The organism is Wohlfahrtiimonas sp. XWW7 (assembly GCF_056716055.1).
In genome coordinates this window covers 2,525,222-2,552,008 of record NZ_CP168032.1, presented here as the reverse complement: position 1 = coordinate 2,552,008, position 26,787 = coordinate 2,525,222, and the positions used below count along the sequence as shown (strand labels likewise).

Sequence of the window (26,787 nt, the reverse complement as noted above, 5' to 3'; positions counted from 1 at the left end):
AAAAAGTCCTTAAAAGTCCTTCAATAATATTTGGCTTATTCTAAGCGTTTTTTCTCAACATATTCAAAAAACTTCTGAACACGTTCAAATTTTTGAGTTTTAGCCATTTCAGGCAGGCTACTTAAAAATTGTTTGCCATATGTTTTGGTGATTAATCTTGGATCGGCAATGACTAATAAGCCATAATCATTAGGATCGCGGATCAATCGGCCAATACCTTGCTTTAAAGTAATGATGGATTTGGGTAATTGATAATGGATGAATGCATTCATGCCTTTTTTATTGATCAAATCAATTTTAGCTTGCTCAATAGGATCACCAGGTGATGCAAAGGGCAGCTTTTCGATGATGACGCAGGATAATGCTTCACCGCGAACATCTACGCCTTCCCAGAAGCTAGTTGTGCCTAATAAAACACCATTGCCAGATTCTCTAAATTGATCAATCAATGTGATTTTAGGTGCATCACCTTGAATGAATAATGGATAACTCAGAGACTTTTTCAAAATGGCTGCTGCTTCATTTAAGGCGCGATAGCTTGTAAATAGAATAAAAGTTCTGCCTTTTGCTTCTGTAATGACAGGCAACATGGCTGTGATGAATTTTGCAATATAAGTTGGATGATTAGGTTCAGGTAGTTCAGGTGGGTGATAAAAAAGCGCATTGCTTTTATAGTTGAAGGGGCTTTTTAAACAGAGCGTATTATCATCGGATAATCCGAGTGGCGCACAGAAATAAGCAAATTTACCATTCACAGCGAGCGTTGCAGATGTGAAAACCCAACCTGCTTTTAAGCCTTTACTATTTTTTTGGAAAATTTCTGAAATATCTAACGGCGTTGCACAGATTGTTAAATGATGCACATATGTTTCTAGCCAAACCACGGTATTATCATCGGGATTTTCTTGTGATGTGACTGTGATTTTCGTCCATAATTCTTGCAGTTCTTGTAATCGCTCGACAATTTGAGCCAATGTTTTGGAGCGAATGATCAGTGGTTTTGTTAACACAACCAATTCTAATAATTGATCAGCAATGTGAGCCAATTGATCTGCAATTTTTGGATCTTGATAAAACTCAGATAAAGCGTAGCGTTTCGTCCCTTCGGGGAGTAATTTACGCAATTCAATCATATTTTCAATGATGCTGGAAGAGATTGAATCATGGCTTGAAAAATCTTTCGCTTCCAAAGCTAAAAGGCGATTAAAATCCTCTAACCAATCGGAGAACATTTTTGTGCCAATTTGCTCGCTGAAGAATAAACCAGCTGTTTCGGCCAATTGATGCGCCTCATCAATAATGATGCTATCGGCTTCTGGTAATAGTTCACCAAAGCCTTCTTGTTTTAAAGATAGATCCGCACAGAATAAATGGTGATTGATGACGATAATATCTGCATCCATTGCTTTTTTACGTGCTTTGAAAATGAAACATTCTTCATAATCAGGACATTCTGTGTGTAGGCAGTTTTCCGTTGTAGAAGTTACATGGCTTGCCAATGTGGAATCTTGGAAATTCTCTAATTTTGTAATATCACCCGTTTCATCTTGCCCTGCATAACGCTCGATGCGGTAGAAATCATCCACTTGTTTTTTATTTTCAAATCGACCGCGTTGGCGCAAAGTTTTGATGCGATATAAGCATAAATAGTTGCTTCGACCTTTCAATAAAGCCGTTGTGACAGGCTTATATTTAAATATCTTTTTGAGTAATGGCAGATCTTTATCATATAACTGATCTTGCAAGTGTTTTGTGCCTGTGGAAACAATCACTTTTTTACCTGATAACAATGCAGGGATTAAGTAGGCAAATGTTTTGCCTGTGCCTGTGCCTGCTTCAATGATGACAGTTTCGTGATCTTCTATCGCACGTTGAACGGCTTCTGCCATTTCTATTTGAGCATCGCGCGGAGAATAGTGTGACAAAGCTTGGCAAAGCTCGCCACCTTCAGAAAATATGCTGTTAATGTCTGTCATTATATTGAAGTGTTATGAATAACGTCTTGCGGAAATGATTCATTATACGAACTTTATCAGGAATTTCGAGGGTAATATTTATTAAGGATATCGTATAATGAGCTTTTGCTAGCTATCTGAAAGATTATCCATGATGAATGAATTTTTGAAAACTGTTGCAACATTAAGATCGCCAGAAGGTTGTCCTTGGGATCGAAAACAGACGCATAGAAGTTTGATTCCTTTTTTAAATGAAGAGAGTGCCGAAGTTGTTGAGGCAATTGTGCAAGATAATAGCGATGCATTAAAAGATGAGTTGGGTGATTTGTTATTACAAATTGTTCTACATTCACAAATTGCGCAAGAAGAAGGTCGTTTTAATTTTAATGATGTTGTCAAAAGTGTGAATGATAAAATGTTGCGTCGTCATCCTCATGTTTTTGATGGTGTTGTTTATGCAGATGAAGCAGAGCAAAAAGCTGCTTGGCACGCAATTAAGTTAGAGGAGAAAAAGGCTAAAGGTGAGCAGCAAAGTTATTTAGATGGCGTGAAAGCTTCATTATCAGGCTTGACTGTTGCCAATAGTTTACAAGCAAAAGCTGCAAAAGTTGGGTTTGATTGGGGCGAGCCTGAACCAATTTTAGATAAAATTGAAGAAGAGTTAGAAGAAGTTAAAGCAGAATTGGCAAATAATCATCAAGAAAAGCTCCAAAAAGAGATTGGGGATTTGCTATTTGCTGTGGTGAATTTGGCAAGGCACTGTGAGATTGATCCTGAAACTGCCATCACAGAAACCAATGTGAAATTCAAAAAGCGTTTTCAGTACATTGAAAAACATCTCGATAAACCAATGACAGAAGCAACCTTGGAAGAGATGGATCATTTATGGGAAGCGGCTAAGAAGGAAGATTAATTGTGCTCAAAGATATGAAGTATTTAAGTGTCAGTGAATTGAATCATCAGATTAAATTTCAATTGGAAGACTCATTTTTTCATTGTTTAGTGGAAGGCGAAATTTCCAATGTGATTCGTGCGCAATCTGGGCATATTTACTTTAATTTGAAAGATGCAAATTCTATGATTCGTTGTGTCGCTTGGCGCAGTAATGCCATGAGCTTTAATGATTTTATAGAGAATGGTGCAAAGGTAGAAATTCAAGGCAAACTATCTCTGTATGTGCCACGCGGCGATTATCAATTGGTGATTAATCGCTTAGCGCCATTGGGGCGCGGAAATTTGTATTTAGCTTTTGAGCAATTGAGGGAAAAATTACAAAAAGAAGGTTTATTTAACCTTGAGCATAAAAAATTGATAGCACAATATCCCCAAAAAATAGGGATTGTGACATCACCGAATGCGGCAGCACTTCAGGATGTGTTAAAAGTATTGAAAGATCATCGCCCTGATATTCCTTATGAAGTTTATCCAACTTTAGTGCAAGGTGATGAAGCTGCGCCACAAATTGTTAAGGCGATTGAAAGAGCAAATTATGAAGCCAATTGTGATGTGGTTTTGGTGGTTCGTGGCGGTGGCAGCATTGAGGATTTATGGTGCTTCAATGATGAGCGCGTTGTGCGGGCAATTTTTGCTTCCATCATTCCTGTGATTACAGGCATTGGACATGAAACAGATACAACATTATCCGATTTTGTGGCAGATTTACGAGCGCCAACGCCGACAGCAGCAGCAAAATTATCGAGCATTTCTCAGCAAGAGATCATACAAACTTTGGATCGCCATGAGTATCAGTTTGCACAATTGATGCGGAATGTGATTGCACTGCAAGAAAAAGCATTGAAAGAGCGAATGGTGAAATTATCTTACCTTCATCCATTGCAAAAAATCAAAGAAAAACAAACAGCTTTGGATGCTCAATCTGAAAAATTACAATCATTGATGCATCATATTCACCAAAAGCATGTTGCTACGTTTCAAAATTTGGAAAAACGCTTACAAGTTGGCTTACTGCAACGAAAGCAAATGCAATTAACAGAGCAGTTATCCCGTTCAGCGATATTGTTGAATAAAACGATGTTAGGGCAATATCAGCAGTTAGAAAATAATTTTCAACAAAAAGCATCGTTATTGGATAGTTTAAGCCCATTAAAAGTATTGGCGCGTGGTTATTCAGTGACGCAAATTATGAAAGATCAGGAAGAGTTGGCCATTGATTCTATACATGATCTACAAGTCGATGATGAAATATCAACAACAATGGATCAGGGAAAAGTGTTTTCCAAGATTATTAAAATTCAATCAGTGGAATGATAGGTAAAAAAACCGTACTCACTTTCGGGGAGGGGATGAGTACGGGCTATGAAAATTGTTATTTTGGGGAAATATCAATTATTGAACTTTTGTGATGTAATCAACATCGATTTCTACAGAATTCCAGTCTTTATCAACTTCACCAACGATTTCGATTAAATCTTTTTCTGAAACTGTTAGACCGCGCCATTTATCTTTATCAATCTCAATTGTGATGTCGCCTGTGTTATCACTGAAAATATATTTGTCTTTATGTGAATGTTTGGTGATTTTACCGCGCATTTTGACATAAGCATCATCACGCAATGTTTTTGCTTCTTCAACTGTTGTGATGGATTGGCTTAAAGAAGGACCGCTGTAGCCACCTTGATTAATGTTTTGTTCGCCTTGAGGGCCTAAATATTGTGCAGAAGCAGTTGATAAACTTAAAATCATAAAAGTTGCTATGGCAAGCTTTTTCATTTGAATCTCCTAATGTATTTTTATGAGTAATCATTCCATGGCGCTAAATATATCACTCTTGTTTTAGAATGAATAATGGCTTTTCTAAGTTTTACGGCTCATTTACAATCTTTGACATCTGAATTTTGCTCAGAAGTTCATCAAAAAAGGATTCAGGAGCGACTTGCTCGAGAATCCTCATTGTGTTCATTGTATTGTACGTGTTATTCGCAATGCTTAGTGCGCTTTTTTAAATGTTTTAACGTAAATAGCATGGCCTGCTAATACGATATAGCCCACGATTAATCCAAGGATAAAACTATAGGTAATGCCAACAAAATGTTTGAAAAATGAGTCATTAAGCATTGTGATCCAGTTATTTTGTAACGCGATTAATTGTGGGATTTCACCAATGATAATGCCGCCGCCCACTAAAAACATGGCAACAGTGCCTACGAAGCCTAAAATTTTCATTAAGTAAGGTGCAGCATTGATGAGCATTAAACCAGTTTTAGCTTTTAAGCTTGCGGCTTTGGCATTTTTCATCATCCAATAGCCTAAATCGTCCATTTTAATAATGCCAGCCACTAAACCATAAACACCAATAGTGATTAAAATAGCGATACTTAATAACGTCATAATCTGTGTGGTTAATGAGTATTCTGCAACAGTGTGCAGCGTGATGACGATGATTTCTGCGGATAAAATAAAGTCTGTGCGAATCGCACCTTTAATTTTATCTTTTTCCATTTTTTTGATCATTTCATCCGTAATGGCTTCGCCTTCTTCTGTAATTAAAGACTTTTGTTTATGATCATTTTTATGAAATAAAGTATGGTGAATTTTCTCTGCACCTTCAAAACACAAATAAGCGCCGCCCATTACTAATAAAACCACCATTAACCAAGGTGCAAATGCATTAATTAATAATGCAGCGGGAATGATCAATAATTTATTAATGAAAGAGCCTTTTGCAACAGACCAAACAACAGGGATTTCTCGGCTTGCTTGCACGCCCACAACTTGTTGAGCATTGACGGCTAAGTCATCGGTTAATACGCCTGCTGTTTTTTTTGTGGCGAGTTTAGTCATGGATGCAACATCATCCAACACTGCTGTAATATCATCTAATAATGCTAATAAACTTGGGCTTGCCATAAAATTTCCAAAGGATAAAAATTAGGCGATTATAAAGAGCATTTTTAAATATTTATAGTTAATTTTTATTTATTGTTCTTTATGATGATTCATATAATGTAAGATTATGGCAATGTTTGTAGTTCCTTTTGATACGCTTCTAGTTTTATTTGGCGTTCTTGTAATTTTTCGGTTTTTTCACGAATTTTTTTAATTTTGTCAGATAACTTTGCTTGCATGAGCTCTTTTTCAGCAGCTGCAACTTTGGCTTGCTGTTTGATGATTTTTTCATTGAGAGTCTTTTTGTAAAGCTCATCATCTAACTGTAAAGCTGGATCTTCTATATAGCTTGATTGCCCACAATGCTCGCGGACATTGATCAGGGCGCGTTTTAGATTTTCAGCACGTTGAATATTGCCATGTTGTTCTGCGTAGCGTAGTTGGATTTTTAAGTTATCTTCTTTCTTTTTACAGTTGAAATCCACTTGAGCATAACTTGTAGATATGAATGTGAAAAAAGAGATGAAAAACGCAACGATGAAACTTTTTTTCAAAATTTATACCTTGTTGAAAGATGAATCATCGTTGAATTATAATCTAAAAATAATATTGATTAATGAATCTTTACATTATATTTACCCGAGTTTGTTCGTTTTTATTAAATAATCGTTAATTTTGCATAAGCTAAAACTAATGTTTTAGAGCCAGCTTGTTTAAAATTAACGGTAACACGAGCATGATCACCAACGCCTTCAAAATTAGTGATGACGCCCTCTGCAAACACAGGATGAGAAACCAACTGACCAAGAGAAAATCCTTTCATAGATTGATCTTGAGATGAACCAGATTGTCCATAGTTGCGCGCGGTCATTGGTTTAGAAATGGCAACTTTTTGGCCTTGTGCTTTGATTAAATGCAAAGGAATGTCTCGAATAAAACATGATGGTGCTAAGTAGACTGTTTTGCCGTGAATCATACGAGATGCAGCGGTTGTGATTGTTAGTTGTTGCTTTGCGCGGGTAATGCCAACATAAGCCAATCGTCGTTCTTCTTCTAAGCGAGCGGGATCATTCATAGAGTTTTCACTCGGGAATAAACCATCATCCATTCCAACGAGATACACATGATCAAATTCTAAGCCTTTGGAGCTGTGCAAAGTCATGAGTTGAATTTTATCATCGTTATCAGTATCTGCATTGACGGCGGAATCCAATGTAATTTGCCCAAGGAATTCCGTTAAATAACCATGTGCAGTTAACGGTGGGGCGCCTGGTTCATTATTGTAATCTTCCACAAATTGGCGGCTTGCAGAGATGAATTCGTTTAAGTTTTCAATGCGATCTTCACCGCGGCCCATGGGTTCTTTCTTATAATGTGCTTCTAATTCTACTTTTGTGATCACATCTTGAATGAATTGATCTAAAGTGACATCATCAAGCGCACATAATAAATCTGTGATGAGTAATCTAAAGCCCATCAATGCATTGTGTGAGCGTTTGGCTAAACTTTGACTTTCTAGGATGTTATTCATTGCATCCCACAGTGAAACTTCCGATTGCATGGCTTCTAGACGAATTTTTTCAACAGTTGCAGCGCCGATGCCTTTTGCGGGTGTTGAAATCGCGCGTTCAAAAGAGATGTCATCGTTAGGATTGACAATTAATCGCAAATAACTCGTGATGTCTTTAATCTCCATGCGATCGAAGAATCGTAAACCGCCATAAATGCGATAAGGAATGTTTGCGCGCAATAAAACTTCTTCAAAAATACGGGATTGTGCATTCGATCGATATAATATTGCTTGTTCTTTACGAGCAATACCGTTATCAATAGCATCTTTGATTTTGCTGATCACGAATTGTGCTTCTTCATAGGCATCCATCGCACTATATTGTGTGATGAGGGAATCATCATTATTCTCTGTCCAAAGTTTTTTGGGTAAACGCTCGCTGTTTTTTTCAATCACGCTATTGGCAGCATCGAGAATTGTTGAAGTGGAGCGATAGTTTTGTTCTAAGCGAACTGTTGTGCTATTAGGGAAATCTTGATCAAAATTTAAAATGTTTTCAACACGAGCGCCTCGCCAACCATAAATGGATTGATCATCATCACCTACAACAAAAATTTGTTGATGTTTGCCACTGAGCATTCTTAACCAAGCGTATTGAATACTGTTGGTATCTTGGAATTCATCCACTAACACGAATTGAAAGCGCTCTTGATAGTGCTTTAATAATTCTGGTTGATCACGGAACATTTCCAACGTTCGTAATAAAATTTCAGAGAAATCCACCAGGCTTGATTGATCACAAATGGCTTGATACTGTGCATACAGCTCGATCATTGTGTTATGTGCTTGGTTGGGTCTTGTTTCAATGTGGCTCGCTCTTCTGCCTTCATCTTTGTGATGACCAATGAAACCTTGCAAGGCTTTTGGGCTCACAAGTTTTTCATCAATGCCACGTTCACGCAGCAAGCGCTTACATAACCTCAACTGATCATCACTGTCCATGATCTGAAAGTTTTGATCTAGTTTTGCATCTACGTGATGTAAACGAAGTAAGCGGTGGCATAAAGAATGGAATGTACCTAACCATAAATTGCGCAAAGGGCGTTTGAGGGAAGATTCTAATCTAGTACGCATTTCTAAAGCAGCTTTATTAGTGAATGTCACTGCTAGAATGCCATAAGGAGTTGTTTGTTCTGTCTCTAATAGCCATGCGATCCTTGCGACTAATACGCGCGTTTTTCCAGAACCTGCCCCCGCAAGTACGCGAATAGGGCCTAAAGGTGCAGTGACAGCATCGTATTGTGCTGAATTTAAAGTTGATAGCATGGACATATTTAAGAATTGAATAGTATCTGATTAAACAAGTCCTCATCATATCATGAGCATAATGAAATAAATAATTTAGAGGATTATTAAGAGATAGCACTTTTTTATGGTAGAATTTCTCGGTTTTTATCATGAAAACATATATCAATTTATTTGTTTAGCTATCGTTAAGCTTTAAGGAGTATTTAATGGCTATTGAACGTACTTTCTCTATCATCAAACCAGACGCAGTTGCAAAAAATGTAATCGGCGAAATCTACACTCGTTTTGAAAAAGCAGGTTTCAAAATCGTTGCTGCTAAAATGGTTCATTTAACTCAAGCAGAAGCTGAAGGTTTCTACGCTGTACACAAAGAGCGTCCTTTCTTTAATGATTTAGTACAGTTCATGGTTTCTGGTCCAGTAATGATGCAAGTATTGGAAGGCGAAAACGCAATCGCTAAGCACCGTGAAATCATGGGTGCAACAAACCCTAAAGAAGCAGCAGCTGGTACAATCCGTGCTGATTTCGCTGATAGCATCGATGCAAATGCTGTTCATGGTTCTGATGCGCCAGAAACAGCTGCTGTAGAAATCGAATATTTCTTCGGCGCAAATGCAGTTGCACCAGTAAAAATCTGTGATCGTTAATTTTAAGTAAAAGTGAATCAAGTCGTGAGTAATGTAGTGGAAAAAAATTTGTATGGTTTAACTTATCAAGCAATGCTCGAACTCTGTGAAGAGATTGGCGAGAAGCCTTATCGTGCCATGCAGATTATGAAATGGGTCTATCATAAAGGCGCTGAGTCTATCGATGATATGACGGATATTTCAAAGAAAACACGTGAGAAATTAAAGTCACGACTTGTTTTTGATTTACCTAAAGTTTTGTTGGATCAGCCATCCAGTGATGGTACTCATAAATGGCTGATTCAATTAGAACCAGGTAATGCGATCGAAATGGTATTCATTCCAGAAGATGATCGCGGAACTTTGTGTGTTTCATCGCAAGTAGGTTGTGCATTGGAATGTACTTTCTGCTCAACTGCGCGCCAAGGTTTTAATAGAAATTTAAGCACAGCAGAAATTGTAGGGCAGGTGATGCTCGCTAAAAAGCTGTTGGGCGAATATGAGAATGACACTCAGCAAAGTCAAAATCGTCGTGTAACCAATGTTGTATTAATGGGGATGGGCGAACCATTGTTGAATTTTACAAATGTTACGCAAGCTATAGATATCATGTTGAATGATTATGGTTTTGGCTTATCTAAACGTCGCGTGACATTGAGTACATCGGGTGTTGTACCTGCATTGTACCGTTTGAAAGAAGTTTCAGATGTATCTTTAGCCATTTCATTGCATGCACCTTATGATACGTTGCGTGATGAGATTGTGCCAATTAATAAGAAATATCCGTTAGCACAATTGCTAGAAGCATGTAAAAACTACATCACTGATTCATCAGCATATCGCAAAATCACATGGGAATATGTTATGTTGAAAGATGTGAATGACAAAGAAGAAGATGCTTTTGCGCTGGCAAAATTGATCAAAGATATTCCAGGTAAAGTGAATCTAATTCCTTTTAACCCATTCCCTAACTCAGGTTATGAATGCTCATCGATGAATCGTATCAATCGATTCAAAGAGATCTTGCAAAGACAAGGCGTTGTCACAACAATTCGTAAAACAAGAGGGGAAGATATTGATGCAGCATGTGGGCAGTTGGCTGGTCGTGTGAAAGATCGAACTAAGCGCACAAAAACGGAAAATTCTTGATACAATCACAAGGCATTAGATTAACAAAAAATTAGAAAGGGGTAGAGTATGCGGTATTTAGCGGTGTTATTGCTTTCATCTACATTGTTAGCATGTACAACCACTCAAGGTACAAGTACTTCTATGCGTTCATCACCATCGATGACTGCAGAAGAATTGCCAGAAGCGGATAAACTAACTTATCAAATGGGCGTTGATTATATTGGTCGTGGCGAATATCAAGTGGCCAATGAAAAATTGCTATCCTTAACAAAGAAATACCCAAAATTTTCTGAGCTTTATGTCATGCTTGGTGTTGCTCAAGAACGCCAAGGTAAACAAAGTGATGCTTTAGCTTATTACTCTAAAGCAATCTCTATTAATCCCATGGATCGCATGGCTATTAAACATTACGGTATGATTCAGTGTGGTGCTTATGATAAGGCTGCACCTGCAAAACTGGCGCAAATTGCAGACAATGCAATGTCAGAATTGAAAGCTGGTATGAATAGTGCGGCAGCAGCCTGTTACTTGGTGCATAAAAATGCCGTGAAGGGCAATGAATATGCTGATCGTGCAATTGCGGCTAATCCAAACTATGCTGATACTTATTATTTTAAAGCGATTGCAGCTAATGAGCTGAATCGACCAAATGAAGTATTTCCAGCTTTAGATCGTTATCATGATGTTTATGGTTATGAGCCTGCCAGCGTTTATTTAGGTTTAAATGCTGCTAAGAAAGCACGCAATCAAGCAGAAATTAATAAATATGAAAATGTGATTGCAATGCACCAAGGGCAACGACAATAACTGAAGAGTTGATATGATCAAAGATGAATTAACCCAGAAACTAAAAGATGCTAGAGAAAATCGTCAAGCATCTTTGCAAGACGCATCTAGAGTGCTCTCAATTCGTGTTCAGGTCTTACAAGATTTAGAAGATGGTCGGTTTGATCGACTAGGTTCACTTTTGTATATCAAAAATTACGTGAGAAAGTATGCCGATTATTTAAAAATCGATCGTGATGAAATTGAATCCTTGTTAGCACAATTGATGGATCCGTTTAAGGATGAAAAAAGTGAAAGTTTAATCCGAGCGCAATTGAATGAAGATAAAAGAATGGTTCATCGATCATTCTTTAAATGGTATTCAGTGATTTTGTTCGCATTGTTAGGCGCAGGGATTGTTGTGTATTTTGTGTATGGTGAAAAGGTTGCAGATATTTTTCATATTAAACCTACGCCTGACAAAATTATTAACTATCAACATAATTCATCATCTGAAATGAATGATCAGCAAGATTTAGAACCGATTGATTTTTCAGATCAAGAGTTAGTCGCAACAGATGCAAAATCTCCAATGATTGCAATGAATAAGGAAACTGTTAATTCTGTGGTTTCTAGTGTTATACCGAGCATGGATACAAAGTCAGCTTTGTCAGAGTTTGAGGTGGAGCAGATTATTCGTGATGGTGCATTAACCTTGTCATCTGTAGAGAATGATCAGCAAGCAACTGAGAATTTACCTGATGAAACGCAGAAGATTTCTGAGTTGCCTGAAGGCATTTCTGCATTATCTATGACTTTGAATAATGCTGAATGTTGGGTTCAAATTCGAGATAAAAATAAGAAAATATTAATGAACGAAGTTTTACCTGCAAATGCTACATATCATATTGAGGGAGAAGCACCTTTCTCATTGCATATTGGCAATGCTCAAAGCATTGATAAATTAACGTTCAATGGTGAAGTGGTAGATGAAAAAATTTATCGCCCAACTGCGAGAACAACAGTTTCAAAAATTAAATTAGAGCCTAAGGAAGAGAATTAAGTCATGAGTCAAAAGATTCAATCTGTGAAAGGGATGCACGATGCTTTACCAACCCAAACTGCAAAATGGCAATACATTGAAGGTATGTTACGACATTTGTTTGCGCAGTATGGATATCGTGAAATTCGCACTCCAATCGTAGAAGAAACAAGATTATTTACACGTTCTTTGGGTGAAGTGACAGATATTGTTGAAAAAGAGATGTATGTTTTTTCTGACAGCGATGAAAAAACAAGCTTGGCTTTGCGTCCTGAGTTAACAGCAGGCATCGTTCGTTCGGGCATTCAGCATGGCTTATTTTACAATCAAGTACAAAAAGTATGGCAAATTGGTTCGGTTTTCCGTTATGACAAACCGCAACATGGTCGTTATCGTCAGTTTAATCAGGCGGATATCGAAGTATTTGGCATCGAATCACCAGATGTTGATGCTGAAATCTTAGCAATGATTAATCGTTTATGGCAAAAATTAGGTGTTTCTGAGTATGTGACTTTAGAGTTGAACTCAATGGGAACAGAAGAGTGTCGTCAACGTTATCGTGAAGTGATCGTGAAATATTTTGAAGATAATATTGAATTATTGGATGAAGATAGTTTGCGTCGATTAAAAACAAATCCATTGCGTATTTTGGATTCTAAAAATCCTGCGATGCAAGATTTATTGAATCAAGCACCAACATTATTGGATCATTTAACGGAAGAATCGGCAGAACATTTTAAAAAGTTATGTGCATACTTGGATGAATTGGGCATTCAATATGTGATTAATCATCGCATTGTTCGTGGTATGGATTACTATACGCGCACAGTATTTGAGTGGACAACTAATAAACTGGGTGCGCAAGCAACAATTTGTGGTGGCGGCCGTTATGATCGAATGGTTGAAGAGTTAGGTGGACATAAAACACCAGCGATCGGCTTCGGTTTAGGTATGGAACGTTTATACTTATTGTGTGAAGAAGTTAAAGAAATGGAAAATGCTCAACACTCTGATCTAGTGGCTGTTTTGTTGGGTAATGATGCAAAAAAAGCAGGCTTATCTTTGATGGAAAAAATTCGCACAGCTTATCCTGATTATTTGGTATCTACAGTATTAGGTGAATCAGGAATGAAATCACAGATGAAGAAAGCAGATCAAAGCGGTGCAAGATTTGCCATGATTATCGGTGAAAATGAATTAAACAACAATATCGCAATCATTAAGAATTTACGAGAAAGTGGTGAGCAACAAGAGATCGCTTTATCTGAATTAGTAGATTGGCTAAAGAATATTAAATAAAAGGTAATGAGATGAGTTTGAATCAGTTTGAAACAGATGAACAGCGTGCAGAAGCACTCGTTGATTGGTTAAAGTCGAATGGCGTTTGGATTTTTCTAGCTTTGGCATTGATTATTGGCGGGATTATTGGTTGGGATTATTATAAAGGTCAAAAAAATAATCGTTTATCCGAGCAAGCTCTGAATTATTACTTATTCGAGCAATCTTTGGAAACAGGTAAATTGGATGAAAAAGCAATTGCTGCTGTAATGAATGATGCTAAATCTGAGGGTTTTAAGGATTTAGCAATGTTGCAAAAAGCTGCGTTCCAAGTCAATGATAATGATTTAAAAGGTGCAATCGCTGATCTACAAGGCCAAGTGGCTAATGTGAAAGATCCTGTGATGAAAGATTTATATCGTTATCGTTTAGCTGTTGCTTTGTATGAAAGTGATGATTATGTTGCATCAATGGCGGAATTGAATCAAATCACTACGAAAAGCTATACAGGTTTAGTGAAATCCTTACAAGGTGATATCTACGTTAAAGAAGGTCGCTTTGATAATGCTAAAACTGTTTATACGGAAGCATTTGAGATTTTACAATCACCTATGATTCAAAGAAAAATTAATCAATTATCAACCGGAGCGTAATGGCTGGGTCATAAGATTACAATTGAAGGATAATGTATGAATAAATTAAAGATTTCAGCTGTATTAGTGGCAACTTTAGCTGTGACAGGTTGCTCTGGTTTTTTTGTGGGTGAGACAAATGCACCGACACCTGCACCGATCGATGCTTCTGCTAATCAAGGATTAGTAAGAACAGTTTGGTCTGTATCTGGATTAGGTAATTCAGCAGATACTGGTTTGCGTTTTAACATTGCTAATAATGTGAGTTCACTTTATGTAGCAAATGCTAATGGTACAGTTTCATCCATTGATGCAGCTAGCGGTAAAAAAGGCTGGTCAACTAAAGTTGATGAGCTTTATACAGGCGTTGCAAGCAATGGTAATTTAGTGTTTGTGGGAACTAAATCAGGTGAGCTTGTTGCATTGTCTTCGGCTAATGGTTCTAAAGTATGGAGTGCTAAATTATATGGTGCACCGACGACATCTCCAGTGATTGCGAATTCTCGTGTGATCATTCGTACGATTGGTGGTGCAGTTGAAACATTTGATGCTCAAACAGGCGAAAAATCTTGGGCATATATGGTACAAGTGCCAGAAGTTAGCTTGCGAGGTGGTGCAGCACCAGTTGTTGTAGGTCAAAATTTATTAGTGCCAACAGATCTAGGTTTAATCGGCTATTTGAATGCTGAAACAGGGGCTGTGATTTGGGGACAAAAAGTTAGTAATCCTCGTGGTGGCACAGAAATGGCTCGTTTAGCTGATATTGATGCTGAACCAGTCATTGATAATAATGTTGCTTATATTCCTGTTGCGCGTACAGGTGTAGCGGCAGTATCTTTACAGAATGCACGTAAACTTTGGGAAACCAAATCAGGTGTTTATTCTGGATTAACAGTAGATGCATCACGACTATATGTTGCTTATGAAAATGGCAATATTGGTGCATTATCAAAACGTGATGGGAAAGCAGAGTGGGAGAGCAGTGCATTGTTTGCTCGTCACTTAACGCGTCCTGTATTGATTAATGAACGCATTGTTGTGGGTGATAACGAAGGATATGTTCACGTTCTAGATAAGAATAGTGGGCAATTACTTGGTTCAACTAAAGTAGGCAAATCGGGATTCATGCCCGATGTTCTCGCTTTGGCTGGCAGTGCGGTTTTCCAGGATCACTCTGGAAATGTTTATCGTATTAGTATCTAATTTATGAAAGATTTACCGATTATTGCTTTGGTAGGGCGCCCTAATGTAGGAAAATCTACCTTATATAACGCATTGACTCGTACACGCGATGCTTTGGTTGCAGATCAACCAGGTTTAACGCGCGATCGCCGTTATGGCATGGGAAAAGTGGGTGCAGAACAAACACCTTATATCATCTTGGATACAGGTGGTTTATCTGGTGATGATGATAATCAAATGGATAATTTGATTGCTGGCCAAGTTTGGAAAGCAGTTGAAGATGCTGATTTGATCTACTTTATCGTGGATGGACGTAGTGATTTAACAGGTTATGATGAAGAAATTGCCGATCAAATTCGTCGTACTAACAAACCTGTGATCGTTGTTGTGAATAAAGCGGAAGGCAAAGATGAAGATATGGCTGTTGCGCCATTCTATGCACTTGGCATGGGTGATCCAATAGCTGTTTCTGCAGCCCATAATCGCGGCATTTTAGATTTGGTTCATTCGACATTTGCTCGTCATCCTGACTTGGAATTCGAGGAAGATGAGTTTGATGATTATGACCATGAAGGTGATGAATACGAAGATGATGAAGTATTGGATGAAGGTCCAATCCGTTTAGCTGTATTGGGTCGACCTAATGCAGGTAAATCTACTTTGATCAACCGTATTTTGGGTGAAGATCGAGTGTTGGCAAGTGATGTTGCTGGGACAACACGTGATGCTGTAGAGATCCCATTCTCTAAAGAAGATCGTGACTTCATTCTAATCGACACAGCAGGTATTCGTCGCCGTAGTCGCGTAGATGATAAGATCGAAAAATTCAGCGTGATCAAAAGTATTGAAGCGATGCAAAAATCTAATGTTGTTGTATTCGTATTTGATGCGCACGAAGGCTTGTCGGATCAAGATGCAGGGTTATTAGGTAATGTATTGGATTCAGGCCGTGCTTTAGTATTGGCTGTGAATAAATGGGATCATCTGCCTGATCACGAAAGAGAGTGGATCAAAACTGAATTCACGCGTAAATTTGCATTCATTGATTTCACACAACCGATCTTCATTTCTGCTTTACATGGTACAAATGTCGATAAAGTTTTGAAAATGGCGATTGCTGCTTATGATAATGCAATGCGTAAATTTACAACGAATGAGCTTTCTAATATCTTAGAAGCAGCTGTTCATAGACATCATCCACCTGTATCACAAGGTTTAGCGCCTAAATTACGTTATGCTCACCAAGGTGGGAAAAACCCTCCTCGCATCGTAATTCATGGCTCTCGTGTGAGTCATGTGAAGCCTGATTATATTCGTTATTTGATGAATACTTATCGTGAGCAATTAAAATTAGTGGGCACGCCAGTGCGCTTGGATTTCCGTTCAGGTGAAAACCCTTATGCGGTTGAAAAGCCAAAAACAAAAGTTCAAGCAGATAAGTTGATCTTAGCGAATGCAAAAGGTAAGCACTTAAAAATTCGTAAGAGCCGTTAATTAATGTATTTAAATATCACTCCTGCGGGGGTGATATTCATTTCATAACAAGTAAAAAGGAATGTAGATGTGTGGAATAGTTGGAGCAATTGCAGAGCGTAACGTTAGTCCTATTTTATTATCAGGATTGAAGCGCTTAGAGTACAGGGGATATGATTCAGCAGGTATTGCTGTTATCAATGAGCACGAACTATTTCGAGAACGAAGTCAAGGTAAAGTTGCTGCATTAGAAGTAAAAGTGATTGCAGCAGATTTAAAAGGTCCACTTGGTATCGCGCATACTCGCTGGGCAACTCATGGCGTTCCACATGAACGTAATGCTCATCCTCATATGAGCGGGACGATTGCAGTGGTTCACAATGGCATTATTGAAAACTATCAAGAATTGAAGGATGAGTTGGCGGGTCGTTATAGCTTTTCTTCAGAAACAGATACCGAAGTGATTGCTCACTTAATCCACTCTATGCGCAATAGTTCAGAAACTTTATATGCAACTGTGCAAAAAGCCCTGATGCGCTTGGAGGGTGCTTTCAGTATTGCTGTGATTGATTCTAATTTGCCTGATGAATTAGTGGCTGCTCGTAAAGGTACGCCATTAGTGATTGGTGTTGGTTTGGGTGAAAATTTCATCGCATCTGATCCATTTGCATTGCTACCTGTGACTAATTCATTCATTTACCTAGAAGATTTTGATTGTGTTCGTTTAACTCGTGAATCGATAGAAATTTTGGATAAAGCAGGTCATCCTGTGAAACGTCCAACTAAAAATCTTTATGCAACGGATGATGCGGCCGATAAAGGTTTGTATAAACATTACATGCAAAAAGAAATTTTTGAGCAACCAAAAGCATTGAGTGAAACTTTGCAAGGTCGCTTAAAATCTGATTTAGCTACTTTGATGGGTTGTGATACAGCAATTGTAGATAAGATTGAAGCTGTGCAAATTAACGCATGTGGTACAAGTTATCATGCGGGCTTGGTTGCAAAATATTGGTTTGAATCTATTGGCATTGCGTGCCATGTTGAAGTCGCAAGTGAATATCGCTACCGTGAAAGTGTTACGCCAAAAAATACTTTATTCATCTCTATTTCACAATCGGGTGAAACATTAGATACGATTGAGGCTTTAAAATTGGCAAAACAAAAGCCATTTTTAGGTTATTTAGCGATCACCAATAGTCCAGATAGCGCGATTACTCGTGAATCTAATTGGACAATTTTAACGCATGCAGGTCGTGAAATTGGTGTGGCTTCCACCAAAGCATTCACAACACAGTTAACTGTATTGCTAACATTGGCAGATGTTTTATCTAAGCATAGTCATCCTGCAATGAATGAAGCATTAACATCATTGCCATTCTATTCTGAAGCAATGCTCGCGATGGATGAAACAATCCAAAAAATGAGTGAGGAATTTGCAGAATCCACCAGTGCATTATTTGTTGCGCGCGGCATTTTGTATCCTATTGCAATGGAAGGTGCTTTGAAGTTAAAAGAAATTTCTTATATACATGCGGAAAGCTATCCTGCGGGTGAATTGAAGCATGGTCCATTGGCCTTAGTGGATAAACATATGCCAGTGATCGCAGTTGTGACTGAGAATGCTTTAACAGATAAGATGATTGCGAATTTAGAAGAAATTAATGCACGTAATGGCCGCTTATATATCTTCAAAGAACGTCGAGTTCAGCAAAAGATAGGCTTTGGCCATGAGATCGAATTGCCTGATATGCCAGAAATGACAGCACCAATTTTAGTATCGATTGCATTGCAGTTATTTTCATATCACGTTGCATGTGTGAAAGGCACGGATGTTGATCAACCTAGAAATCTTGCAAAATCAGTTACAGTCGAATAATTTCAATAGCTTATGATGAATTCTTGTAAGCAAACGATAAAGTATCATCCTGAACAATAAAGTTTGGAACTAAAGTTCAGTTTAAAAACACCTGTTATTCTTTTGAAAAATTAGAATAATGGGTGTTTTTTTATGAATAGTGAAAAGATTGCGCTCAGATTAAAGTATCTACCAATGCATTGTATACTAATTGAACACCAAGATTATGGATTGGTGTATCAAGCAATTATTAAACTAGACAAAGATTTTTTAATGATCAATGAGAAGAAAATACCATTGACAGCGGGGATGAATGTAACGGCTGAGATTAAGATCAGAGAACGTCGAGTGATAGATTATTTCTTATCCCCTTCAAACGAAGGTGGATGAGAGTATGAGGGAGTTGTAAATGAATAAGAAAAATAACATTAGTTATATTATTTTAGCGATTATCGTATTTATTTTTGGGGTTTATTTTTTTGATAAACTTTTATCTCCAAAATCACAAAAGCTAGATACAAGCCAAGTTCTTGAATGGAAACCGCCTAAATTAAAGTTTGCGGATGATAGCTTGGTGCGAAAATATGGAGTTTATATAAAAACTTACGAGAGTTCTATAAGCACACAAGAAGAAGTTGATGAAAGAAGAGATAAGTTTAGAGAAGAAGAGTTAGATCGTATTATTCCTAAGTCAAGAGGCGTATTTACTGTTGAAACAGTGGCGTTGCCAAAGAAAGGTTTTACCAAATTTATCGAAAGATACGAAGATAGAATATGGTCAATAAAATATTTAAGTCATAAAGAAGAATATAGATTAATTGATGGTAGAGATTTCTTTCTTTCTTGTCGAGGAGATGATGGTTTTTGTAGGGAAGGTTTTGAGGATTCAGTACATGGATTATCGGTAATGTATGATTTTTGGATAAATCTAAATAGATTAGAGAATGAGTTAGAAAATATAGTGAAAATTCAAAGAGAAATAGAGATAAGTATTAAAAAATATTATGAAGAAAATCCACAATTAATCATTAAAGGAGAAAATAATGAGTAAGCCCAATAACACTGGCTATATTATTTTAGCGATTATCGTATTTATTTTTGGGGTTTATTTTTTTGATAAACTTTTATGGTAATCCCCTAAAAATAACCTGATTCAAAAGTAGAATTTTCATTTAATATTAACTTAAATAAGTTAGGAGATTCTCAATGAAAAGAAAATACCGCTGACAGCGGGTATGAATGTGATGGCTGAGATTAAGATCAGAGAACGTCGAGTGATTGATTATTTCTTAAGCCCACTTCAAACGAAAGTGGATGAGAGTATGAGAGAACTGTAATAATGGGAATTGAAAAATGAAAGATTTATTGAGTAATAGGAAAATAATAATAACAGTTATCATTGTCTTTTTAAGTTTAATAAGTGGATTCGGTTATTTTATCTATCAAAAAAAAGAAGCAGAAGGTTTTTGCTGGGCAGCAGGAAAGCGATTAAGTGATGATGAACTTTATAAAGAAGCTATATTAAATTTAATTGAATTTCATCAAGAATGGCAAGAAGAACAATATACAAAATGGCGTTATGCTTGTAGCCATACGGCAAATTGTAAAATATGGATGATTAAAGAATCTATGAGTATTCCTCAGTTTAAAGAAAAAATGGAACGTTCTTGGAATAAAAAAATGTTAGATATTATCAAAATAGTTGATATGCAAGAGTTGGAGAGTAAAGTTTTTTTTAAAAGCTTAAAACAAAATAATAATGATTTTGCCTTATTTCATAATCTAGGTGGATCTGGATATTTTTATCCTTATGATTGCTGTGAGATTATATCCATGAAAAAAATTAAAAAATTAAAAATAGAGTTTGAAAAAAACAAACAATTACTTCGATTTAAATCTAACTTGGCTCATGTTGAACCTGAGAGTCAGCCCTTAGAGCGTCGTTATTTGCGATTTAATGAATTTAGAACAGGAATTCATGATTCTAGGAGTAATTTCAGAGATGGATTAAAAGGAGTATTTGATTTTGAATCAATGAAAAATTATACGGGAATAAGTGATCGCTATTTTCCTTTGAGTAATTGCGGAAAAATATTATCTAATTAATGAGCAAGGAGGATAAAATGAGTACAACAATACCAACTATAGAAGAGATCATTAATCTTTATTTATGGGGAAGCAAAGAGGCCCCAAGCCCAGAAGAAATAACAGATGATAAATATATTCGGGATGCTAAAAATGAAGATGGAACACCATATACAATTTTGACCTATGCTGTCAAATCTAGATATTTTCACTTGGGAGATTTTCATTATGCAGCATAACGCTCATAGTATAAATTTGCTAGCTGTCTTGGCGACATCCAACCCAATCCTTTTTGAATCCTAGTTTGATTGTATTCAAGCTCAATATACTGAGTGATATCAGCTTTAGCTTCAACTCTTGTTTTGTCATCGTTGTGATACACCAACTCATTCTTTAAAGTTCCCCAAAAACTCTCGATTGGCGCATTGTCATAGCAATTGCCTTTACGACTCATTGAGCCCAAAAATCCGTGTTTTTGAATGATGGATCGATAATCTTTACTGCAATATTGACTGCCACGATCGAGTTAAAGCACCAATTGGTGCTTTTTATTTGAGCATATTTTGATATAAAAATATTAATTTATATTCGTACTTCAATATTTTCTTGTCGTAAATATTGTTTTAAAGCTTGGATTTCAATAAGGTTTTTATGAAACACAGAGGCGGCCAATGCGCCATCTACTTTGGCTTCTTGGAATACTGTTTTGAAATGTTCCATTTTACCAGCACCACCTGATGCGATTAATGGCAAAGCACATATATCTCTAATTTTTTTGAGCTGAACAATGTCATAACCAGAGCGAACGCCATCTTTATTCATTACATTGAGAACAATTTCACCAGCGCCCAGCATGCTGATTTCCTGAACCCAATCGATGGTTCTTTTGGATGTTTTAATGCTTTTTTTCTCATCGCCTGTGTATTGATAAACCCAATAATCATGACTTGCTTCGTCATACCAGCTATCGATACCGACAACAATGCATTGGTCGCCAAACTCTTTTGCTAATGCGGAAATGAGCTGAGGATTATTTAAAGCAGGTGAGTTGATGGAAATTTTATCAGCACCATTGGCCAATAAGATGCGGGCATCTTCGATAGTATTAATGCCACCTGCAACGCAGAAAGGTATATCTATCACTTGAGCAACTTTTGTGACCCAATCTTTGCCCACAACGCGGCCATCGGAGGATGCTGTGATGTCATAAAAGACCAGTTCATCCGCGCCAGCTTTGGCATATTTTTCTGCCAATGGAATGATGTCGCCGATAATTTCATGATTTCTAAATTGTACGCCTTTAACAACGCTACCATTGGCAACATCTAAACAGGGAATGATTCGTTTGGCTAGCATGTTAAATCCTCTTCGATAAAGTTGCGTAATAGTTGTGCACCAATTGTACTAGAGCGTTCAGGGTGAAATTGCATGCCGTAGAAATTGTTTTTTTGCACAATACTACTGAAAGTTTGTCCATAAGCTGTTTCGCCTAAAGTTTTGTCTGATATTGGCAAACAATAACTATGGACAAAATAGGCATAAAAGGGATCTACAATGCCTTTGAATAAAGGCGATGATTTTGTAATGTGTACAGTGTTCCAGCCCATATGTGGCATTGGTAAATTGCCTGATTCGATCTTTTTAACTTCATCATCCATGATGTTTAAAAGTGGAATTGGTTCGCTTCCTTCATCGCTTAAAGCTGCCATTAATTGCATGCCTAAACAGATGCCTAAAACAGGTTGCGTTAAAGACTTAATGGGTTCAATGAGTGATCGTTGTGCTAATTTATCCATGGCTGCTTCTGCTGTGCCAACGCCAGGTACTAAAACTCTATCTGCTTGTGAAAATATTTGAGGATCTGCGCTGATGATTGCGGGATAGCCAAGGCGCTCCACTGCGTACTGTACGGATGCAAGATTTGCGCATCCTGTATCAATGATGACGATGTTCACTATAAAACTCCTTTAGAGTTTGGTCAGTTGTTATTTTTCATGCTTTTTCGATTATAAATTGATAAATTCTGACCATCAACTTTTATCAAAGCTCGTGATTTTTAAAAAGACTTTTAGACAAATTCCTGTACCATATGCACTTTATTTTATGCAGGCAGTGGAGTTTTAATTTTGATGTCCTTTAATGATTTAGGTTTATGCAAGGAATTACTGACAGCGTTGAATGATGTGGGTTATGCAGTGCCAACACCGATCCAAAAAGCGGCAATTCCTGTTGTCTTAAAAGGGCGAGATATTATGGCTTGTGCACAAACAGGCACAGGCAAAACAGCCAGCTTCACCCTGCCGATTTTGCAGCAATTGACACAAAAAACACCGAGTAAAGAGCATAAGAAACGTCCCGTTCGTGCTTTGATTTTATCGCCAACGCGTGAACTCGCTGCACAAATTGGTGAAAATGTTGAGGCTTACAGCAAACATTTAAAATTGCGCACATTGACTGTATTTGGCGGTGTGAGCATCAATCCCCAAATGATGAAACTCCGTGGCGGCGTAGATGTGTTGATCGCAACACCAGGGCGATTATTGGATTTAGAGCAAAAAAATGCGGTAGATTTATCGAATGTTGAATATCTTGTATTAGATGAAGCAGATCGAATGCTCGATATGGGCTTTATCCATGATATTAAAAAGGTTTTGGCTAAGTTGCCAAAAAGACGACAAAATTTATTATTTTCAGCGACTTTTTCTAAAGAGATTAAAAAGCTTGCCGAAGGTTTGTTATTTAAGCCTGAAATTATCGAGATTGAAAGCTATAAGCCAACGCCAGATCAAATCACTCAGCATGTGCATTTAGTGGATAAAAGCCGTAAACGTGAGTTATTAGCGCATTTGATTACGGAAAATAATTGGTCACAAGTTTTAATATTCTGTCGCACAAAGCATGGTACGAATCGCTTAACAGAGCATTTGAATAAAAAAGGCATTGTGACATTGGCGATTCACGGTAATAAAAGTCAAGGTGCGAGAACGCGCGCATTATCAGAATTTAAAGCAGGGAATATTCGTATCTTATTGGCAACGGATATTGTGGCGCGTGGTTTAGATATTGCAGAGCTACCTTATGTTGTGAATTATGATCTACCTGATCAAGCTGAAGATTATGTACATCGTATTGGTAGAACAGGGCGCGCAGATGCTGAAGGTGAAGCAATCTCTTTATGTGGTGCAGAAGAATTGGAATTATTGAAGGATATTGAAAAACTTTTGGGTAAACCAATCCCGAGAATGAATATTAAAGGCTTTGAGCCAACTGAGCATTAATAATTTTAAAATCTCAGCTTAAAGTTTGTTAGAGTTAGGATTTTCATTGTTCAATGGGATGACTATTTAATCAGGGGAGGGATTAGATTATGAGTAGTGAAGCATTAGATGCTTTAGTCTTTCTAGGGTTCATTAGCTTTATTTCAAATATCGCACCAGGTAGCTTAGAGGTTGTATTGACAGTATTTATTCACAAGCATACCGATTTAGCGATTTCGGGATGGTTAACTGCGACAATTTTTAATGCTTTAGGTAGTACGCTGATTTTCTTATTAGGTAATAAATTACCGAATAAAAAAGAATTTTCCTCCAGAACTAAATATTTAATCCAGAAATATGGTTCCTTTAGTTTATTGTTTTCAGGTGTACCATTGATTGGTGATGTTTTACCATTGGCTGCGGGTTGGTTTCGCTTAAAAATTTTACCTAGCATTATTTGTTTATTTATAGGTAAAGCGGTTCGTTATGGATTGATCGTTTTATTTTTAGAATATGTAATGCATAAAATTGCGAGTTAAATAGGTTTAACAAGATTATTTCAACATTTCGCTGTATAAGCGAAATGTTGATGTGTAAATTATTTTCAGTAATATTTATTTTATGGTGTCCACTTTGTAGTTTGTACTCCGTAACCAAGATCTTCAAACAATTCATCTTGTTCTTTACCTGTTAAATAGCGCCATTCGCCCACAGGTAATTTACCGAGTTCAATATTCATAATGCGCAATCGTTTCAAGCTTGTCACATTATAACCAAGGGTTTCGCACATTCTACGAATCTGACGATTCAAGCCTTGCATCAAAATAATATTGAACTCATTGCTGGATAGCTGTTTGACTTTACATGGCAAGGTTTTAGTGCCTAAGATTTTCACGCCCGCAGACATTTTTTGCACAAATTCATCATTGATTGGGCGGTCTACTGAAACGATGTACTCTTTTTCATGTTTGTTTTCAGAGCGCAATATCTCATTCACAATATCACCATCATCCGTCATTAGGATTAAGCCTTCTGAATCTTTATCCAAGCGGCCAATGTGGAAAATTCGTGTAGGATAATTCATGAAATCAACGATATTGCCTTTCACATTTTTCTCAGTGGTACTTGTGATGCCAACTGGTTTATTCAATGCAATATAAACAAAGCTTTGTGGACTTGCGACTTCTTCGATTAAAGCGCCATCCACAAGGACTTTGTCACCAGGATTGACTTGATCACCAATTTTAGCTTTTTTGCCATTGATTTTGACACGGCCTTCTTCAATGAGCTTATCTGCACCACGCCTAGATGTTTTACCAGATTCACTGATAAATTTGTTTAAACGCATATTTTTTCCTTCATGTTTAACCGTTATTTGATATTTCACCTAATGGGGAAATATTAAGAAATATATGGCAGGGAAGTTATCAAATTTAATGTGATAAGAGAAGCAATACTTATTTTATTCATGCTTTAATAAACAAAAGCTCCAAATTGGAGCTTTTATTATTGATTTTATAAAAAATTATGGTGCTTCGCCGCCCACAATCACAGTCACAAAATCATCAGGATGAACATGCTTTTGGAATGCTTTCTGAATCTCTTCTTTTGTAATTGCACGAATGGTTTCAGGGTAAGTATCATAGTAATCCAAAGGTAGATCATATTGTGCAATTGTTAATAAAGCACCTGCTAAACCACTATTACTACTGATGCCTAAAATAGAACTGCCGATCAAATTATTCTTAGCGCGTTCGAGATCTTCATCATCAGGCCCGTTTTTAATGAAGTCTTTAGTGCCTTGAATTGTTGCTTTGATTGCATGATCAACGCTTTCATTTTTAGTGGATAAACCGATCGTAAATGGACCATGTAGGAACGAAGGTGCAAAGTAACTGTAAATTCCATAAGTTAAACCTTGTTTTTCACGGATATCCATCATCAATAATGATGTTAAACCGCTACCACCTAATACGTGATTACCTAAAATTAACGGCCAATAATCAGGGCTGAAACGATCGATACTAACATGTCCCATAATGATTCTACTTTGTGGGCTGTTGAATGATTTACGAACAGTTTGAGCTGGTACAAGTTCAGCCTTTTCTGAAATCTTAGGTAATGTTTTGCCTTTGCCTAATACTTCACTGATACCAATACTAATTTTTTCAGCGGCTTCACGATTTAAAGCACCAACGATGATGATGTTGGCACCTGTTGCATGATAGTAATTTTTACGGAACTGTTTTAATTCTGCAATGTCCATTGTTTTCAATGATGCTTGAAGCATTGCGCTTGTCACACCTTGAATCTCATTAGGATAGAGTAGGGTGTTATAAGTTTCGCTTGCAATCGCATCAGGACTATCTAATCGTGCTTTTTGTGCATCGATGACTTGTGTGCGCTCACGATCAAAGATTTCTGAATCGAAGCGTGGTTCTTGAACCATTTCTCGCCACAAAGATAAAGTACTATTTAATACAGTATCATCGGTTAAAGAGCGAATTTTAATTGCGGTGCTGCTCACACCAGATGACACAGAAATAGAACTGCCAAGGTTTTCTAAAGCTTCAGAAAATTCATTTTCATCTTTATCTTTAGTACCCAATGTCATCATTTGTGATGTCATATTGGCTAAGCCATGTTTTTCACCTTCTCGGAAGCTACCTGCATCCATAGAGATGATAAAGTCCACCATAGGAATTTCTGGTGCTTCAATGAAAAGTACGCGGGCACCTTCATCTGTTGTCCATTCTTGAATACGTGATTTCATATCAGCCGCCATAACGATAGAAGAGATGCTGACACCAATGATGATCGCAATAGTTCTTTTTAACAT

At 37.2% G+C, this 26,787-nt stretch carries 24 protein-coding genes and 4 pseudogenes; 18 read left to right on the top strand and 10 right to left on the bottom strand.

Annotated elements, in window-relative coordinates; all coding sequences use genetic code 11:
* Positions 1 to 35: 35 nt before the first annotated feature.
* The gene (gene yoaA, locus ACA100_RS12220; RefSeq protein WP_481077979.1) at positions 36 to 1,976 is read right to left on the bottom strand and encodes a DNA repair helicase YoaA; all 1,941 of its coding nucleotides are present in this window, start codon (positions 1,974 to 1,976) and stop codon (positions 36 to 38) included.
* A 130-nt stretch (positions 1,977 to 2,106) separates the two neighbouring features.
* On the opposite strand from yoaA, the gene mazG reads away from it, so the two are divergent.
* Both mazG and xseA read left to right on the top strand, forming a co-directional pair.
* Positions 2,107 to 2,868, top strand: a complete 762-nt coding sequence (gene mazG, locus ACA100_RS12215; protein ID WP_481077978.1) for a nucleoside triphosphate pyrophosphohydrolase — start codon at positions 2,107 to 2,109, stop codon at positions 2,866 to 2,868.
* Between the two features lie 2 nt (positions 2,869 to 2,870).
* Positions 2,871 to 4,223, top strand: coding sequence for an exodeoxyribonuclease VII large subunit (gene xseA / locus ACA100_RS12210; RefSeq protein ID WP_481077977.1), 1,353 nt, complete (start codon positions 2,871 to 2,873; stop codon positions 4,221 to 4,223).
* Between the two features lie 78 nt (positions 4,224 to 4,301).
* Here xseA and ACA100_RS12205 read toward each other — a convergent pair whose 3' ends face one another.
* From ACA100_RS12205 to uvrD, 4 genes are all read right to left on the bottom strand, one after another.
* Complete coding sequence (locus ACA100_RS12205; protein ID WP_481077976.1) at positions 4,302 to 4,685, bottom strand: YgiW/YdeI family stress tolerance OB fold protein; 384 nt, start codon at positions 4,683 to 4,685, stop codon at positions 4,302 to 4,304.
* Positions 4,686 to 4,901: 216 nt separating this feature from the next.
* A complete protein-coding gene (locus ACA100_RS12200) occupies positions 4,902 to 5,822 on the bottom strand; it encodes a DUF808 domain-containing protein (protein ID WP_481077975.1) in 921 nt (306 codons plus the stop codon).
* 104 nt (positions 5,823 to 5,926) lie between these two features.
* Positions 5,927 to 6,355, bottom strand: a complete 429-nt coding sequence (locus ACA100_RS12195; protein ID WP_481077974.1) for a DUF1090 family protein — start codon at positions 6,353 to 6,355, stop codon at positions 5,927 to 5,929.
* Positions 6,356 to 6,459: 104 nt separating this feature from the next.
* Positions 6,460 to 8,643, bottom strand: coding sequence for a DNA helicase II (gene uvrD, locus ACA100_RS12190; protein ID WP_481077973.1), 2,184 nt, complete (start codon positions 8,641 to 8,643; stop codon positions 6,460 to 6,462).
* A 182-nt stretch (positions 8,644 to 8,825) separates the two neighbouring features.
* Here uvrD and ndk point away from each other — a divergent pair, with 182 nt between their 5' ends.
* The 14 genes and pseudogenes from ndk (at position 8,826) to ACA100_RS12120 (ending at position 20,930) form a co-directional block, all read left to right on the top strand.
* Complete coding sequence (ndk, locus tag ACA100_RS12185) at positions 8,826 to 9,266, top strand: nucleoside-diphosphate kinase (protein ID WP_481077972.1); 441 nt, start codon at positions 8,826 to 8,828, stop codon at positions 9,264 to 9,266.
* A 24-nt stretch (positions 9,267 to 9,290) separates the two neighbouring features.
* The gene (rlmN, locus tag ACA100_RS12180; protein WP_481077971.1) at positions 9,291 to 10,394 is read left to right on the top strand and encodes a dual-specificity RNA methyltransferase RlmN; all 1,104 of its coding nucleotides are present in this window, start codon (positions 9,291 to 9,293) and stop codon (positions 10,392 to 10,394) included.
* A 48-nt stretch (positions 10,395 to 10,442) separates the two neighbouring features.
* The gene (locus ACA100_RS12175) at positions 10,443 to 11,183 is read left to right on the top strand and encodes a tetratricopeptide repeat protein (protein WP_481077970.1); all 741 of its coding nucleotides are present in this window, start codon (positions 10,443 to 10,445) and stop codon (positions 11,181 to 11,183) included.
* Between the two features lie 13 nt (positions 11,184 to 11,196).
* Complete coding sequence (locus ACA100_RS12170; RefSeq protein ID WP_481077969.1) at positions 11,197 to 12,204, top strand: RodZ domain-containing protein; 1,008 nt, start codon at positions 11,197 to 11,199, stop codon at positions 12,202 to 12,204.
* A 3-nt stretch (positions 12,205 to 12,207) separates the two neighbouring features.
* Positions 12,208 to 13,482, top strand: coding sequence for a histidine--tRNA ligase (hisS, locus tag ACA100_RS12165; protein WP_481077968.1), 1,275 nt, complete (start codon positions 12,208 to 12,210; stop codon positions 13,480 to 13,482).
* Positions 13,483 to 13,493: 11 nt separating this feature from the next.
* A complete protein-coding gene (locus ACA100_RS12160) occupies positions 13,494 to 14,114 on the top strand; it encodes a YfgM family protein (protein ID WP_481077967.1) in 621 nt (206 codons plus the stop codon).
* A gap of 36 nt (positions 14,115 to 14,150) precedes the next feature.
* The gene (bamB, locus tag ACA100_RS12155) at positions 14,151 to 15,296 is read left to right on the top strand and encodes an outer membrane protein assembly factor BamB (RefSeq protein ID WP_481077966.1); all 1,146 of its coding nucleotides are present in this window, start codon (positions 14,151 to 14,153) and stop codon (positions 15,294 to 15,296) included.
* A gap of 3 nt (positions 15,297 to 15,299) precedes the next feature.
* On the top strand, positions 15,300 to 16,769 hold the full coding sequence (gene der / locus ACA100_RS12150) for a ribosome biogenesis GTPase Der (RefSeq protein WP_481077965.1): 1,470 nt from the start codon (positions 15,300 to 15,302) through the stop codon (positions 16,767 to 16,769).
* A 67-nt stretch (positions 16,770 to 16,836) separates the two neighbouring features.
* Positions 16,837 to 18,627 carry a glutamine--fructose-6-phosphate transaminase (isomerizing) gene (glmS, locus tag ACA100_RS12145; protein ID WP_481077964.1) on the top strand — a complete coding sequence of 597 codons (1,791 nt, stop codon included), beginning with the start codon at positions 16,837 to 16,839 and terminating at the stop codon, positions 18,625 to 18,627.
* Positions 18,628 to 18,816: 189 nt separating this feature from the next.
* Positions 18,817 to 19,015, top strand: a pseudogene (locus ACA100_RS12140) (HlyD family type I secretion periplasmic adaptor subunit); the annotation flags it as partial.
* The gene (locus tag ACA100_RS12135; protein WP_481077963.1) at positions 19,016 to 19,657 is read left to right on the top strand and encodes a hypothetical protein; all 642 of its coding nucleotides are present in this window, start codon (positions 19,016 to 19,018) and stop codon (positions 19,655 to 19,657) included.
* A 166-nt stretch (positions 19,658 to 19,823) separates the two neighbouring features.
* Positions 19,824 to 19,943, top strand: a pseudogene (locus tag ACA100_RS12130) (hemolysin secretion D, plasmid domain protein); the annotation flags it as partial.
* A 16-nt stretch (positions 19,944 to 19,959) separates the two neighbouring features.
* Complete coding sequence (locus ACA100_RS12125; RefSeq protein ID WP_481077962.1) at positions 19,960 to 20,712, top strand: hypothetical protein; 753 nt, start codon at positions 19,960 to 19,962, stop codon at positions 20,710 to 20,712.
* 17 nt (positions 20,713 to 20,729) lie between these two features.
* Positions 20,730 to 20,930 (top strand): hypothetical protein, encoded by a 201-nt coding sequence (locus tag ACA100_RS12120; RefSeq protein ID WP_481077961.1) that lies wholly within the window; start codon positions 20,730 to 20,732, stop codon positions 20,928 to 20,930.
* Here ACA100_RS12120 and ACA100_RS12115 read toward each other — a convergent pair.
* The 3 genes and pseudogenes from ACA100_RS12115 to hisH all read right to left on the bottom strand — a co-directional run.
* Positions 20,918 to 21,214 (bottom strand): annotated as a pseudogene (locus ACA100_RS12115) (integrase core domain-containing protein); the annotation flags it as partial. The gene ACA100_RS12120 and the pseudogene ACA100_RS12115 overlap by 13 nt on opposite strands.
* Positions 21,215 to 21,273: 59 nt before the next feature.
* The gene (hisF, locus tag ACA100_RS12110; RefSeq protein WP_481077960.1) at positions 21,274 to 22,047 is read right to left on the bottom strand and encodes an imidazole glycerol phosphate synthase subunit HisF; all 774 of its coding nucleotides are present in this window, start codon (positions 22,045 to 22,047) and stop codon (positions 21,274 to 21,276) included.
* Positions 22,041 to 22,646: an imidazole glycerol phosphate synthase subunit HisH gene (hisH, locus tag ACA100_RS12105; protein ID WP_481077959.1), complete on the bottom strand. Its 606-nt coding sequence runs from the start codon at positions 22,644 to 22,646 to the stop codon at positions 22,041 to 22,043. Before hisH ends, hisF begins: the two co-directional genes overlap by 7 nt.
* 174 nt (positions 22,647 to 22,820) lie before the next feature.
* On the opposite strand from hisH, the pseudogene ACA100_RS12100 reads away from it, so the two are divergent.
* Positions 22,821 to 23,957: pseudogene (locus tag ACA100_RS12100) on the top strand (DEAD/DEAH box helicase); the annotation flags it as partial.
* A 101-nt stretch (positions 23,958 to 24,058) separates the two neighbouring features.
* A complete protein-coding gene (locus ACA100_RS12095) occupies positions 24,059 to 24,487 on the top strand; it encodes a YqaA family protein (protein ID WP_481077958.1) in 429 nt (142 codons plus the stop codon).
* Positions 24,488 to 24,567: 80 nt separating this feature from the next.
* On the opposite strand, the gene rluF is transcribed toward ACA100_RS12095, so the two are convergent.
* A complete protein-coding gene (gene rluF, locus ACA100_RS12090) occupies positions 24,568 to 25,296 on the bottom strand; it encodes a 23S rRNA pseudouridine(2604) synthase RluF (protein WP_481077957.1) in 729 nt (242 codons plus the stop codon).
* Positions 25,297 to 25,473: 177 nt separating this feature from the next.
* Positions 25,474 to 26,787 carry a M16 family metallopeptidase gene (locus tag ACA100_RS12085; protein WP_481077956.1) on the bottom strand — a complete coding sequence of 438 codons (1,314 nt, stop codon included), beginning with the start codon at positions 26,785 to 26,787 and terminating at the stop codon, positions 25,474 to 25,476.